Below are 14,307 nucleotides of genomic sequence, written 5' to 3' on the forward strand. Positions count from 1 at the left end.
GACTAAAACCTTACATAGGCTTAGTCTTTTCTCCTGCTTTTCATTGTGCTTGCTTCATGGGAGATATCCCAAGCACTTCTTCATATATCTCTAAAATTTGCTCGGATGGCTTCGTCCAGCTGAATTTTTCTGCTTCATCTCGCGCGTTTTCTCTCATAGTTTGATGTAAGTCCGCATGTTCGAGCTTTCTAACAGCGTCAATCAGGCTTTGTGTATCTTCATTTTCAAACAACAGACCTGTTCGTTCATCATCCACCTGCTCCATAGTAGGCCCACTCTTAGCGGCAATAACCGGTAGTCCTGAAGCCATCGCTTCCAGAATTACTAAGCCTAATGTTTCGGTAATAGATGGGAAAATAAACGCATCAGCAGAAGAAAACGCCTGGGAGAGCTCTTCCCCGTGTAGAAAACCAGTGAAGATCGTGTTCGTTCCAGCAAATTTATGCTCCAATTGCTCTCTTACTGGTCCATCTCCTACAATCGCTAAGCGGACATCATCTCGCTGCTCTAATAAAGGCTTTAGTTTATGGATTTCTTTTTCAGGAGCAAGACGTCCCACGAATACAAGTAATTTCTTCTCTGGTTCTCCTCCAGAAAGACGATTTCGCATATCTTCATTATAATAATTCGGATGGTACCGATCGATTGCAACTCCGCGTTTCCAAACGTGAACATTGTGAAATCCGTGTTTATCTAGCTCTCCCTTTACAGCTTGAGATGTACATAGATTTAAGTCAGCTTGATTATGAAGACGTTTAAAATACCACCATAATACTGGTTTGAATGGATATAGCTTATAATAATCCATATATTTTGGAACGTGGGTATGGTAAGAAGCAATCATTGGGAATTCCAACTGCTTGGCATACTTAACTCCACTCACTCCTAATAAAGCCGGATTGACGACGTGCACTAAATCTGGCTGATGTTTCTCTAATATATCTTTTACCTTCTTATTTGGAAGGGCAAAAGGACGATATCTGTAAAAAGGTAGCTTTGTAGCCTTAACCCCCTCTACTACACAGCCCTCAAACTCTGTAACGCCAAGGTCAGGTGCAATAACAACAACTTCATGATTTTGTTGACGAAGATATTTAATTGCCTCTGTCAGCCTCGTTACTACGCCATCCGTGGAAGGCAGGAATGTTTCCGTAATTATCGCAATCTTCACTTTACATACTCCTTTATATAACGATTATGACTAAGTATTTCTCTATTCAAATAGTTCTATCCTTAATGGAAATACCCTTTAATATAAAATCCAAACGAAGGGCTGAAGCAATAAAAAGTGCTTCAGCCCTATAAAAATGGAATCAAACGCATTAGAACCATGACCTGGTTGATGTTGAAACAACCTGGGTACTTCATCTCATATTAATAATATCAATAATGGTCGGTAAAAATCATTAGTAATTTTGTTGATATTTATTAAGAATATGTAAGGTTGATGAAATCTTTGTAAACATCCAACATTGTAGCATATTTTGCCGTATGGTACATAGAACAATTACTTTGTTTTCATTATTGTTTGGTGTTGTTTTTTACATTATGAGTTACTACTAAGTATATATATGATATAATTAGAAAACAATGAAAAATTTGGATGCATTACTATGATTTATAACATTACTAAAGGTGGGGTTGAGCGTGTCTAGTAAAAATAATCCAAAAAAGTTTGCTTTGAATATGTCTGCTGCTCAGTTTACGAAGTTCTATGTCTTGCATTTGCTTCATAAAAAGCCGTCCATGATAAGTGAACATTTTAAAGAAGAATTTGCTCAATTAACTGGAAATTGGCGACCTGCCCCCTCTACTCTTCTTGATACCCTTCATGAAATGACAGATGAAGGGCTGTTGATGAGGAAGGAAGATTATAAATCCCATGAAAAAAAACGGCAGAAAGTGTACTGGTATCGTGTCACGGAGAAAGGATCAGAGGAATTTGAGGTGTTAAAGAAACGGTACAAGCTGTTATTTGATGAACAATTAGATATTTTAAAGAAGATAATGAATGAAATTTATCAATAATACATTTATGAAACGGGCAATGGGGAAGTCTTCCTATTTGCTCGTTTTTCTGTATCTAAGTATTCGTAACACCCCTTCCCCTTTTAAGTTCCTGACTTGTTGTTATATAATAATAGGTGTAAAGATTCAGAATTTTGTATCTTTGAGGAGGTTTTTTGGTGGCACAACATGCTGTTTGGTTTCCAAGCGAAGAATATAAGCAGCAAACACGTCTGTATCATTTGATGACAAAATGCGGTTTTACAGATTATGATGCATTTCAAGAAAGAACTGTCGATCACATTGATTGGTTCTGGGACAAGGCCGTTAAAGAATTGGACATCGAGTGGTTTAAACGGTATGAGCAAACCCTAGATCTTTCTAAGGGAGTCAAATATCCCGATTGGTTTGTGAACGGAAAATTGAATGCAACCCACCTCGCCCTTGAAAAGTGGATAAAGGATCCTGGTATGGCTAAAGAAAAAGCACTTATATGGGAAAGCGATGATGGTGAGAACAGAATATTCACCTACGAGGAGCTGTCAGCTGAGGTGAATAAAGCGGCAAATGGACTACATTCCTTAGGCTTACAAAAGGGTGATATTGTAACGCTATACTTACCGATGATTCCGGAAACGTTAATAGCCATGCTTGCCATCTCAAAAATTGGGGCCATCTTCTCTCCTGCTTTCTCTGGGTATAAGGAAGAGGCAGTAGCTACAAGGGTAAAGGCAGCGCAATCTAAAATGATTATTACAGCAAATGGCTTTCATCGGAGAGGTAAAACGCACAGAATGAAGGAAGAGGCTCTTCAAGCTATGAAAGAATGTCCCTCCATTGAGACAATGATTGTAGTCGATCGACTTCAAGAAACCGTTCCTTCTTCTGATAATAGAGAAGTAAGCTGGAATGATATGCTGAAAAATGAAACCGATTACAAGACAGAGCAGATGAACGCTGATGATCCGTTTATGATTATTTATACCTCCGGTACGACAGGAACTCCTAAAGGGGCTTTGCACACTCATAGTGGATTTCCTATTAAATCTGCATTTGACGCTGGAATTGGAATGGACGTCAAGAAACGAGATACATTATTTTGGTACACGGATATGGGGTGGATGATGGGTCCTTTCCTGGTATATGGAGGACTGGTCAATGGTGCTACCATCGTTATGTTTGAAGGCACTCCAGATTATCCTAAACCAAACCGGATTTGGGAGCTTGTAGAGAAGCACAACGTTAGTCATCTTGGCATATCCCCCACCCTCATACGCTCGCTAATGTCTCACGGGGAGGAATGGGCTCTGCAGCACGACTTGTCGTCCTTAAAAGTCATTGGTGCGACAGGAGAGCCCTTTAACCCAGAACCGTGGATGTGGTTGTTTCGCGATGTTGGTAAATATCAGATTCCTATATTTAATTATTCTGGCGGAACAGAAATATCTGGAGGAATGCTTGGGAATGTGTTAGTTAAGCCTATTGGTCCCGTCACCTTTAATGCTCCGCTTCCTGGAATGGACGTTGGCGTATATGACAAAGATGGAAATCCTGTTAAGAATGAGGTTGGGGAATTAGTCCTCTTGAAGCCATGGGTAGGCATGACACGTGGTTTTTACAAGGATAATGATCGCTATGAACGAACCTACTGGAATCGTTGGCCGGATACGTGGGTTCATGGTGATTGGGTAATCGAGGATGATGAGGGATTTTATACGATAACAGGCAGGTCAGATGATACCTTAAATGTTGCCGGGAAACGAACCGGTCCTGCTGAAATCGAATCCGTCCTAGTAGAGCACGATGCTGTGATGGAAGCAGGAGTAATAGGCATCCCTCATGAGGTAAAGGGAGAAACACCAGTTGCATTCGTCGTGCTTAAAAGTACCACTTCTGCGACTGATGCAATAAAAAAAGAAATACTAGAACATGCCACACAAATGTTAGGGAAGGCAATGGCACCAAGCGATGTGTATGTCGTACCGGATTTGCCGAAAACGCGCAATGCGAAAGTGATGCGACGAGCTATTAAAACAGCATACCTACATGAAGACCCTGGCGATTTATCTGCTTTAGAGAATCCAGAAATAGTCGAAACTATTCGAAAACTAGGTCAGCCTTCTTTGCCATAAAGACAAGAAAGCTCCAGTTCCCTTTAACAGGTTCTGGAGCTTTCTCGTTATTTTACCGTAATAGATTTTTCCTTATGGTCGTGCATTTCACCTTTTCTAAAATGTAGTTTAACCGTGTAGTTCCCTTTTTCTTCAAATGTAAAAGGTGCGGTGTACTCTCCTTTGTTGCCCTCTTTAGCATCCACGTATTGGTGTTTCTCAGCGCCTTCTTTCCATATTTCAAATTGAACATCTGCACCTTCTAATGCCGCTTCCTGCTGCTTAAGATGACCAACGATTGATACTTCCTCACCGACAGATTGCTGATCCTCTAGCATAAGGTGGGCCATAACATCGTGATTGTGATGCCCCTCTCCTTCATGGGTATTAGAGGAGTGATCGCCATGGTCATGAGTTGCTTCCTCTTCTTCATGTGAATTATGATGACCTTGTGATGAGGAGGAACTATCTCCTATGGTTAACTCCTGTTGTGGCATATTGTGCATGCCCCGGGCTGTAACGTGTGAGATGACGTAATACGTGCCCGCTTCATCCACCGTTGTTTCCATCGTATATACTCCGTTCTCTGTGAATTCGCCTTCGGTCATTTGGTGCTCTTCTTCGGACTGTCCTTCTTTCCAAAACTCAAAACGAACTTCATCAGCATCATTCACATTTTCTCCATCATGTGTCACTTTAGATTGAATGGTAAAAGCCTCACCAGGTGTTACCTCCTCCACTGCAGGGTTTGTTGAGATAGACACTTTAATAGGCTTCAGGTCCTCTTCCCCAGTACTATTGTCTGCTCCCTCAGATTGATTTGTACCACATGCCGCTAGTAGTATCATCAACATTGATATCATTGCGATTTTCCATTGTTTCATTCCACTCGTTCCCTTCTTCATTGGTTATTTACGATACTTTCTGCAAATCCGCTACGATTTGCTCTAACTCTCCGTTTTTCACCCCGCTATATTTCTTTATGACTTTCCCTTCTGGATTGACTAAGTAGAAGCTAGTACCATGCATCATTTGATTTGAATCCTGTATATCTTCGACTAGTGTCTTAAAGGACTTCAAGCCAAAGGTTTTAATTTCATCAAATTCGTATCCAGTTAAGAAGGACCAGTTCTCATAATCCGCCCCGAATTTATTCCCAAATTGCTTTAATGCTTCTGGATTATCCTGTTCTGGATCTACAGTGAACGAAATGAATTGAACATCTACATCTTTCTCACTCGTCATTTCCTGCAATTGGGACATGTTATTGGTCATAGGGGGACAAACTGTATCGCAGCTAGTAAAGATAAAATCCGCGACCCACCATTCTCCTTCTAAATCCTCTAGTTCAACGGTTTCTCTATCCTGGTTCGTAAAGGAGAATGGTTCTACCGTTTCGGACATATTTCCTTCAATCTTCTGATTACATGCACTAAGTACGATAAGTAAGGCAGGTAATAGCAAGAGGTACATCTTTCTCATCTTATCTCACTCCTTCTGTCATTCTTCTAGTAGATAAAGAGGCAAGATAACTTCCAATGTTGTTCCTAATCCCAGTGTGGAATCAATATGGATAGTGCCACTATGTCTTTGGACAATTTGTTGAACGATAGCAAGACCTAGTCCAACGCCACCGTTTGATCTTGTCCTTGCTTTGTTTACTCGATAAAACCGCTCCATAATTCGATGAACATCCTTTGGAGGGATACCTTCTCCAGAATCTGAAATGGAAAGAGAGACCTCCCCTTCTTTCCTTTGCAGCGCAATGTCGATTGTACCGTTTTCACCTGTATAATGAAAGGCGTTATCAAGAAGATTGCTTACTACTTGATCCAGCCGGTCACTGTCTCCTTTAACAATAATTTCGTCATCTACAGTAAGAGTTAATCGTTTATGCTCCTTGCTTGCTCTTAGCTGGAAGCGTTCCGCTACATCACGTACCAGTTGCGCGAAAGGAATAGGAGCCTGCTGCATAGGATAGGATTCTCCCTCCAGCTGAGCTAGGTCAAGTAAATCGTTGACGAGTCGATTCATCCTTTGAACCTCCTGATGGATAATGGTAACGTATCTCTCCCGCTCTTCTTCATCCCTTACTTTTTGATCCAGCAATGCTTCCGTGTACCCATGCACATAACTGAGTGGAGTCCTTAATTCATGAGATACATTTTGTAAAAACTCTCTGCGCTTGTTCTCTACTTCTTGAAGAGAAGAAGATAACGTATTAAAGGATTGAGCAAGGGAGCCAATTTCATCTTTCCCTTTTAATGTAATACGTTTGCTGAAATCCCCTCTTGCCATTTGTTCCGATATAGCCTCCATCGTTTTAAGCGGATGCAGCAGTCGGTCCGTCATGCTTTTTCCTATCCACACTACAAGAATAATTAAGGTAAGCAATATGCCCATAATGATTACCCGAATAGACTCAAAGGGAGCATATACTTGCTCGAGAGGCAAATAGGAAAAAATAGCCCCCGTTAAGACCCCCTCCTCCATTAATGGATGAATAATGGCGAGAATATCCTGGTCCAATGCTGGGTGCGCTTTAATAATGGTAACGGTTTGATTGGTTTGTAGCTGTTCTAATTGTTGTTTAGAAATGAAGGATGTGCCGTTTACTTGGAAGGGCAAATCTTCGTTTAACTGTCTCGGATCCTTTAGATGAATTGTTTCAGCCTTTGTATTCGCATTAGTCCATCGTAGTCTTGCCTCAAAGGCATCTGCTCCATGACTGGCATAATACTCCTCCACCAGGTTTTCTCCTTGATGGAGTAGGGATTCTTTTTGATTATCTACGTAAAAGTTCTCATAAAGAAAATACGTAAGCCCGATAGCCGTCATAATTGTGCCAAAAGAAATAATCGAGATAGTCAGCCAGATTCGTTTACGGATTCCAACACCTCGTATACGTTCTATGATTCGAATTTGTAGCCAACTCCCCATACTGTCTTTATGTATCTGCCAGCCGTATGTAATTTGATCCGCAGCGTTTTAATATGGGTGTCTACCGTGCGAATAGTTCCGCTTGACTCTAACCCCCATACTTTATCTAGCAGCTGCTCTCGCGTAAATACTATATCCTGGTTCTGTAGAAAGAGCGACAGAAGTTGAAATTCCTTCCTCGTTAACGAAATGCTGTTTCCTGCCACCTTGACGACATGGCTATTCCTGTCGAGCGTGATTTCTTGGAACTGATACACAGAGCTCTCCTCTGTAGCGAACCCTTTTGCTCTCCGCAGTGAAGCTTCAATTCTTGCTACCAGTTCCTTTGGGCTGAACGGTTTCACGATATAGTCATCCGCTCCGCTTTGTAATCCCATAACCCGGTCATATTCGTCACTTTTGGCTGTAAGCATCAGTATTGGAACCTCAGATATTTTTCTTATTTTCTTACACGCTGTTATACCATCCATATTGGGCATCATGATATCTAATAATACAAGGTCGACGGAATGATGTTCCACGATGTACAATGCCTCAGCACCGTCTAATGCTGTGTACACTTCATAATGATCCTCTAAATAGGACTTTACGAGATGTATCATATCCTGTTCATCATCCGCTATCAATATTCTATCTCGCATGGAGCTGCCCACCTCCTTACTCCGAATTCATTCTTTCTATGGAATGCTCTCTCTAAGTATAACAACCTTATGAAGCGCATTCATTTACCAAGGATAAGGGTACACTCTTCATCTTACCGAAGTGTTACCACAAGTGTACTAAACAAATTTGAAATCTTTGCGAAATCTTCCGCAACAAATAGTGTCTCTTCTCATAGGAAAACCACAGGCACAACCTTGCCTGTGGTCTAATGAAAGAGCTTTACGTTGATAGGGAGGGTCGATCTGCTTCCCCTAGCCATTTTTCCATAATCTCTTGTTGATGATGTCTGGAAGTGATAAAGATAGTATCCCCTTCTTCTGCAACGAGCATACCTCTTTCGATGGCATGGTCTCGATTTTCCATAATTTCATAATCCGCTTCCATAATGACCTCTTCTATCCGTTGGACGATGGAAGCATAATGAACCGAACTGGATGGATTCGTTGTTAAGATTAAGTAATCGCTCAAATCCGTAATCGGGCCATTTATTTCATTGCGCATTACGTGATGCTCATCAATCTCGACATCCATCACGGTAATAATCTTACCTGGTGTATTTGCTCGTACATTAAACATCAGCTTCTCCAGTTCTTCAAGGGAATGAGTATTCTCCACAAGCAGCGAATACCCTTCCTCTGTAATCATGCGTTCCGTTGGGTGAAACGTCCGTGCATTATATAGGGAATCACGAATCAGATCGATTTCCACGCCATTCTGTAATGCAATAGTAACTGCAGCGGTCGCATATAATACGGACTCATCACCACCAGTTGGGATGGTAAAACCTTCCTCTATACCAGCTCCGTGAAACGTAAAAGTAATATAATCACCATCGTTTTGCACATTACTAGCATAATAATCTGCATCCGAATCGGTACCAAACGTTATACAAGGGGCTTCTCTGTCTATCAATGGATCATTAGATACTGCGGCATGATTTACGATAATTTGATTGTTCTCAGACAACAGTTGACTCATTTTATTGGTGTAGTGTTCTATCTCGCTTTCACTCCAATTGGTATCAAAAGAGCTTCCCATGTACAGAATCGTGTCAAACGAACATCCATCAACTCGGTGATAAGTATGTTCTAGAGTACTAATGTCCATAATGACGTCGGTTATGGCTTCTTTCTTCATTTGATGAAAGGTATGCTGAAGATCTGATGCCTCAGGAGTGGAAAACGGGAAACGGATGTGTCGTTTTTGTTTCTGCTCCATCGGTTGTATCGTCCCTATATGCCCATGCCGCTTCTCCTGGCTCTCTAGTATAAGAGACAGAAAATGAGCGACAGGTGAAATGCCGTGTGTTCCTGCAATCCCATATAGATGAAATGATTTCGATGGACCTTCATAAAAAGCACTTGCTATGGCAGGAAGGACGGCTCGTGCATCCTTTACCTGCAGAACGGTACAGTCAGAAGGAATAAATTCAAGCGCTACCTTACGCTCCACCATAATAGCTGAGGCGCCCTTCATGACTGCCTGGGCAATATAATCGTGCCCATCTGCTCTAATCCCCTGCATACATACAAAGAGGGAGTCTTGGTCAATATGTTTAGCATGACAGGAAATGCTTTCAATATACGTATCAACGGATCCTTGTACTAATTCATAATCAATAGCTGCTATTGCTTCCTTTACATACATGTGTATAACACCTTCCCTTATAATCCCTCTTGTTCTAATCTACCAGCATTAGCGTATAACAAGGGCAAAACCCTCGACTGAAATGCCCGAGGGTTTATGTTTCCTTACACAGGATATACCCCATGCTTCCGTTCTGTAAAGGTAACCTGCTTCGTTTCATACGCTTCAAATCTTGTTATCAGCTCATCTCGCAGTCGATTTGGCGTAATAATCTCGTCCACAACCATTTCAGATGCCAATCGATAAATATCAATATTCTCTTTATATTCTTCCTGCTTCTCTTTAATAAACGCAGGACGTTCTTCTTCTGTTAGTTCAGCAATTTTATTGGCATACACTGCATTTACAGCAGCCTCTGGTCCCATTACTGCTATTTGGGCACTCGGAAGAGCAAGGCAGCAATCTGGTTCAAATGCAGGACCTGCCATTGCGTATAAACCTGCTCCATATGCCTTTCGAACGATGACAGAGATTTTCGGTACGGTAGCTTCACTCATGGCTGAAATCATCTTCGCTCCATGGCGAATAATACCAGCCTTCTCTACTCGTGTACCAATCATAAATCCTGGGATGTCGGCAAGAAAGAGCAATGGAATATGATAGGCATCACATAGATTAATAAACTTAGCTGCCTTATCAGCTGAATCGTGGAAGAGCACCCCGCCTTTCATTCGAGGCTGATTGGCGATAATACCTACTGTCTTCCCATTTATGCGAGCCAATCCCGTTATTAGTTCCCGTGCAAAGAGCCTTTTCACTTCACAAAAAGAATCCTCGTCTATGAGATGATCAATGAATTGATACATATCAAACGGAGCGTTTTGATTTTCTGGTATTAGCGCTTCTATACTTGTAACACTTTCTTTAATAGGAAGAGGGCTCTTTTCCGGCGGTTTTTCTCGGAAATTGGCAGGAAAATAAGCAAGATACTGTCTTGCATATGCTATCGCTTCTTGTTCAGATTTAGCTAGTACATCACCGCAGCCAGACTCTGAGCAGTGCATCATTGCTCCGCCCATCTCTTCAAGGGATACCTTCTCCCCGATGACTTTCTCGGCCATTCTCGGTGACCCTAAGTACATAGAAGCATTTCCCTCTACCATTACTACAATATCACAAAATGCAGGGATATAAGCACCGCCCGCAGCAGATGGGCCGAATAATAGACAGATTTGCGGTACCCTTCCAGATAATTTCACCTGATTATAGAAAATACGACCCGCGCCACGTCGACCAGGGAACATTTCAACCTGATCGGTAATTCTAGCTCCAGCTGAATCTACCAAATAGAGCATCGGCAGCTCTAACTTCTCTGCTGTCTCTTGAATGCGGATAATTTTCTCTACTGTCTTGGCACCCCACGACCCTGCTTTGACAGTAGAGTCATTGGCCATGACGCATACTTGTTGACCGTTAATTTTCCCAATACCCGTTACTACTCCATCTGCTGGTAAATTACCCGCATTGAAATTAGCAAAAAAAGCATCCTCTATTTCTAAATCATCGTCAAATAGCATCTCCAGACGTTCTCGAACGAACATCTTCCCTTTTTCGGTATTCTTCTGATGGTACTTTTCACCACCACCTTTTTTGACTTGATCGACCTTTTCTTGAAACGATTGCTCGAGCTTCGTATCCATGTTAGCAGCCCCCCTCAATTATTTTCCCTGATAGATAGGTTTCCGTTTTTCCTTAAATGCTTGCAGTCCCTCTAAACGATCTTCGGTTGGAATGGTTACCTGATAACACATCCATTCCATATCAAGCCCTGTTGTTAACCCTACGTCTTGCCCTTTTTGAATTGCTGTTTTTGCTTGCTTTAGAGATAGTGGGGCGTTAGCTGCGATGCGTTCAGCCAGCTGCATTACTTCTTCCAGTAACAGCTCCTGCGGTACTACCTTTTCAACTAAACCAATATCATAGGCTTCATCTGCATTTACTCTTCTAGCGCTGAATATAAGCTCCTTCGCACGACCAAGCCCTATTAATCTAGGTAAACGCTGCGTTCCGCCTGCACCAGGGATAATACCTAATGAGGTTTCTGTTAACCCCATCTTTGCTGTCTCCGATGCATATCGAATATCACAGCCGAGCGCTAGCTCCAAGCCTCCGCCAAAAGCCGCCCCATTAATAGCAGCAATAACCGGAACAGGTACATTTTCCATTAGATTTACAGTTTCACCAATTCTATGTACTGCTTGCACTACTTGTTGCTGATTCATTGTTGCTCGTTCTTTTAAATCTGCACCCGCACAAAACGCTTTGTCCCCAGAACCAGTAATAATAACACAGCGTATGTCATCTTTTTTCTCTAATTCCTCGACTACAAGGTGGAGATCATCCATTAGTTGATGGGAGAAGGCATTTGCAGCTTCTGGACGCTGTAACGTAATGAGAGCAATATGATCGTCTTTTACTTCCAGTTGGACTGTAGTTGACATGATTGTTCCTCCTTATATTGAATCACCAATTTGCATTTGATGACTCGGTAATGATTTATCCATTTTGCTTTGGATAAAGGATGCTGCATGATATAGCTTATCTTTATGGATTCCTGTTTCAATCTCCATACCATCTAGCATATAAAGGAGATCATCCGTTGCTAAATTCCCTGTCGCTCCTTGTGCATAAGGACATCCCCCTAATCCACCTAAAGCGCTATCAAATGTTGTAAAGCCAAGTTGAAGCGCTGTCAGAACATTTGCCAATGCCGTTCCTCTAGTATCATGAAAGTGCAATGCTAAGCTATCGTGCTCGAATGTATCCTTCATGCGTGTGAGAACTCGCTCCACCTGAAGCGGATTTGCAACACCGATGGTATCTCCTATAGAAAGCTCATAAATTCCCATTTCAAACAAGCGCTCGCAAATTCTTAGCGTGTTATCTATTGGGATATGTCCTTCATAGGGACAGCCAAATACGGTAGAGATATACGCTCTGACCGATTTACCTTCCTGTCGCCCGCCTTTTACTACCTCTTCTAGAACCGGAAACGTTTCTTCTATGGTTTTATTAATATTTTTTTTATTATGCGTCTCAGAAGCAGACATGAAAATTGAAATCTCATCCACGTCTGCTTCTAACGCGCGTTCTAACCCTTTGGCATTTGGCACAAGGGCCGCATAGGTTATATCCTTCTGGCGTTTGATTTGCTTTGCTACATCGAGTGCATCACCAAGCTGAGGAATCCATTTTGGATGAACGAAAGAGCTAATCTCAATATACGAGAGGCCAGTGTCCGATAACTGATTAATCCACTCTACCTTGTCCTCGGTTGCAATTAACTCTTTTTCATTTTGCAGTCCATCCCTTGGACCAACTTCCTTAACGGTCACCTGCTTTGGAATGTGCATATCTAGTCCTCCCAATTAGAACTTACTCTACAATCGCTATGACATCACCTTCGTTTACGAAATCCCCCTCCTGGACCTTTAGCTCTTTAACAGTCCCTTCATCATCTGTAGGAATGGGTATTTCCATTTTCATAGATTCTAATATTAACAAATCCTGTCCTGCCGTTACTGCTTCTCCTTCTGCTACGACGATTTTCCATACACTTCCTGCCATGTTTGCTTTAACCTCTGTCATTTTGCTTCCTCCTTAAGATAGTACATATCTACAAAGCTTGTATTGGTATCTCCATTTTGAAATTGTTGGTGTTGAAGAATTTGTATAAGCATTGGTAAGTTCGTTTTAATACCTTCTACTTTATAGACTGATAATGCCTCCACCATTTGGCTGATAGCTTGCTTTCTAGTAGGGCCATGAGTAATACATTTTGCAATCATAGGATCATAAAACGGTGAGACAAACGATTCTCCATCTACTGCCAGCTCGTGACGAATATACTGTTGCTCAGGCAGCGTTAGTCCCGTTATTTGCCCAGGTGCAGGGTAGAAGGTTTTCGGATCCTCCGCATACACCCGTACCTCTAACGCATGACCTTGGATATACAAATCCTCCTGCTGATAGCGGAGAGCTTCCCCAGCAGCGATACGCAGCTGTTCCTCTACAATATCCACACCTGTAATTTCTTCTGTTATTGGGTGTTCAACCTGGAGGCGAGTGTTCATTTCCAGAAAGTAAAAGTATTGATCCTTGTCTACTAGAAATTCAATCGTACCCGCATTCTCGTACCCAATCGCTTTTGCAGCAGTTACGGCTGCTTCCCCCATCCTCTGCCTCGTGTCCTCTGTAATAAAAGGAGAAGGGGCTTCCTCTATTACCTTTTGATGCCTTCGTTGAATGGAGCACTCCCGTTCAAATAAATGAATAGTATTCCCAACCTTATCCGCAAGCACCTGTATCTCTACGTGATGTGGTTCAACGATTTTCTTCTCCAAGAACATTGTGCCGTCACCGAAAAACATTTCTGCTCGCTTGGAATTGCTCTCAAAGGCTTTAGCTAATTCTTCATCCGAGGCAACTACTTGCATACCAATTCCCCCACCGCCAGCGGAAGCCTTCAGCATGATAGGATAGCCTATCTCTTCTGCAAATTGAATGGCTTCCTCTTTTGAAGAAACTGCTGAAGCGGTACCTGGAATAACAGGCACCCCTGCTTTCTCCATCGTGGCTCGAGCCTCGACTTTGCTTCCCATCATAGCCATTACCTTTGGCGAAGGACCAATAAAGGTAATACCTTTGTCTTCAATCTGATTTGCAAAATTACCGTTCTCACTTAATAAACCATAGCCAGGATGAATGGCATCGACACCAGCTGTTTCAGCAATTTCCAAAACTTTCTCCACATTGAGGTAGCTTTCATTTACTCTTGAGCCGCCAAGAGGGTAGCTTTCGTCCGCCTCCTGAACAAATGGTTTATCTGCATCTGGCTCTGAATATACAGCTACTGTTGGGATATTCAGTTTTTTACACGTTCGGATAATTCGAGAAGCGATTTCTCCTCTATTTGCAATCATTACTTTTTGAAACATGC

The 14,307-nt window shown here is 42.0% G+C and carries 13 protein-coding genes; 2 read left to right on the forward strand and 11 right to left on the reverse strand.

Annotated features, from left to right (window positions below):
• Positions 1 to 40: 40 nt before the first annotated feature.
• Complete coding sequence (locus ACFFGV_RS15310; protein ID WP_377349574.1) at positions 41 to 1,171, reverse strand: glycosyltransferase family 4 protein; 1,131 nt, start codon at positions 1,169 to 1,171, stop codon at positions 41 to 43.
• A gap of 476 nt (positions 1,172 to 1,647) precedes the next feature.
• On the opposite strand from ACFFGV_RS15310, the gene ACFFGV_RS15315 reads away from it, so the two are divergent.
• Positions 1,648 to 2,028, forward strand: a complete 381-nt coding sequence (locus ACFFGV_RS15315) for a PadR family transcriptional regulator (RefSeq protein ID WP_377349577.1) — start codon at positions 1,648 to 1,650, stop codon at positions 2,026 to 2,028.
• Positions 2,029 to 2,186: 158 nt separating this feature from the next.
• Positions 2,187 to 4,139, forward strand: coding sequence for an AMP-binding protein (locus ACFFGV_RS15320; protein ID WP_377349579.1), 1,953 nt, complete (start codon positions 2,187 to 2,189; stop codon positions 4,137 to 4,139).
• A gap of 47 nt (positions 4,140 to 4,186) precedes the next feature.
• Here the strand turns inward: ACFFGV_RS15320 and ACFFGV_RS15325 are convergent, their stop codons facing one another.
• The 10 genes from ACFFGV_RS15325 to ACFFGV_RS15370 form a co-directional block, all read right to left on the reverse strand.
• Entirely contained in the window at positions 4,187 to 5,002 is an 816-nt protein-coding gene (locus ACFFGV_RS15325; protein WP_377349582.1) for a FixH family protein, read from the reverse strand.
• A gap of 28 nt (positions 5,003 to 5,030) precedes the next feature.
• Positions 5,031 to 5,600: an SCO family protein gene (locus tag ACFFGV_RS15330; protein WP_377349584.1), complete on the reverse strand. Its 570-nt coding sequence runs from the start codon at positions 5,598 to 5,600 to the stop codon at positions 5,031 to 5,033.
• Positions 5,601 to 5,618: 18 nt separating this feature from the next.
• Positions 5,619 to 7,058, reverse strand: a complete 1,440-nt coding sequence (locus tag ACFFGV_RS15335; RefSeq protein WP_377349586.1) for a sensor histidine kinase — start codon at positions 7,056 to 7,058, stop codon at positions 5,619 to 5,621.
• Positions 7,028 to 7,699, reverse strand: coding sequence for a response regulator transcription factor (locus ACFFGV_RS15340; protein ID WP_377349588.1), 672 nt, complete (start codon positions 7,697 to 7,699; stop codon positions 7,028 to 7,030). Before ACFFGV_RS15340 ends, ACFFGV_RS15335 begins: the two co-directional genes overlap by 31 nt.
• 241 nt (positions 7,700 to 7,940) lie before the next feature.
• Positions 7,941 to 9,368 (reverse strand): Mur ligase family protein, encoded by a 1,428-nt coding sequence (locus ACFFGV_RS15345; RefSeq protein ID WP_377349590.1) that lies wholly within the window; start codon positions 9,366 to 9,368, stop codon positions 7,941 to 7,943.
• Between the two features lie 104 nt (positions 9,369 to 9,472).
• Positions 9,473 to 11,008 (reverse strand): acyl-CoA carboxylase subunit beta, encoded by a 1,536-nt coding sequence (locus ACFFGV_RS15350; RefSeq protein WP_377349592.1) that lies wholly within the window; start codon positions 11,006 to 11,008, stop codon positions 9,473 to 9,475.
• An 18-nt stretch (positions 11,009 to 11,026) separates the two neighbouring features.
• A complete protein-coding gene (locus tag ACFFGV_RS15355) occupies positions 11,027 to 11,809 on the reverse strand; it encodes an enoyl-CoA hydratase (RefSeq protein WP_377349594.1) in 783 nt (260 codons plus the stop codon).
• Positions 11,810 to 11,821: 12 nt separating this feature from the next.
• Complete coding sequence (locus ACFFGV_RS15360; RefSeq protein ID WP_377349596.1) at positions 11,822 to 12,721, reverse strand: hydroxymethylglutaryl-CoA lyase; 900 nt, start codon at positions 12,719 to 12,721, stop codon at positions 11,822 to 11,824.
• A gap of 22 nt (positions 12,722 to 12,743) precedes the next feature.
• Entirely contained in the window at positions 12,744 to 12,956 is a 213-nt protein-coding gene (locus tag ACFFGV_RS15365; protein ID WP_377349599.1) for an acetyl-CoA carboxylase biotin carboxyl carrier protein subunit, read from the reverse strand.
• The gene (locus tag ACFFGV_RS15370) at positions 12,953 to 14,305 is read right to left on the reverse strand and encodes an acetyl-CoA carboxylase biotin carboxylase subunit (protein ID WP_377349601.1); all 1,353 of its coding nucleotides are present in this window, start codon (positions 14,303 to 14,305) and stop codon (positions 12,953 to 12,955) included. The genes ACFFGV_RS15365 and ACFFGV_RS15370 overlap by 4 nt, the downstream gene beginning before the upstream one ends.
• Positions 14,306 to 14,307: the final 2 nt, after the last annotated feature.

It is taken from the genome of Pontibacillus salicampi, assembly GCF_042434395.1.
In the GTDB taxonomy this organism is placed as follows: domain Bacteria; phylum Bacillota; class Bacilli; order Bacillales; family BH030062; genus Pontibacillus; species Pontibacillus salicampi.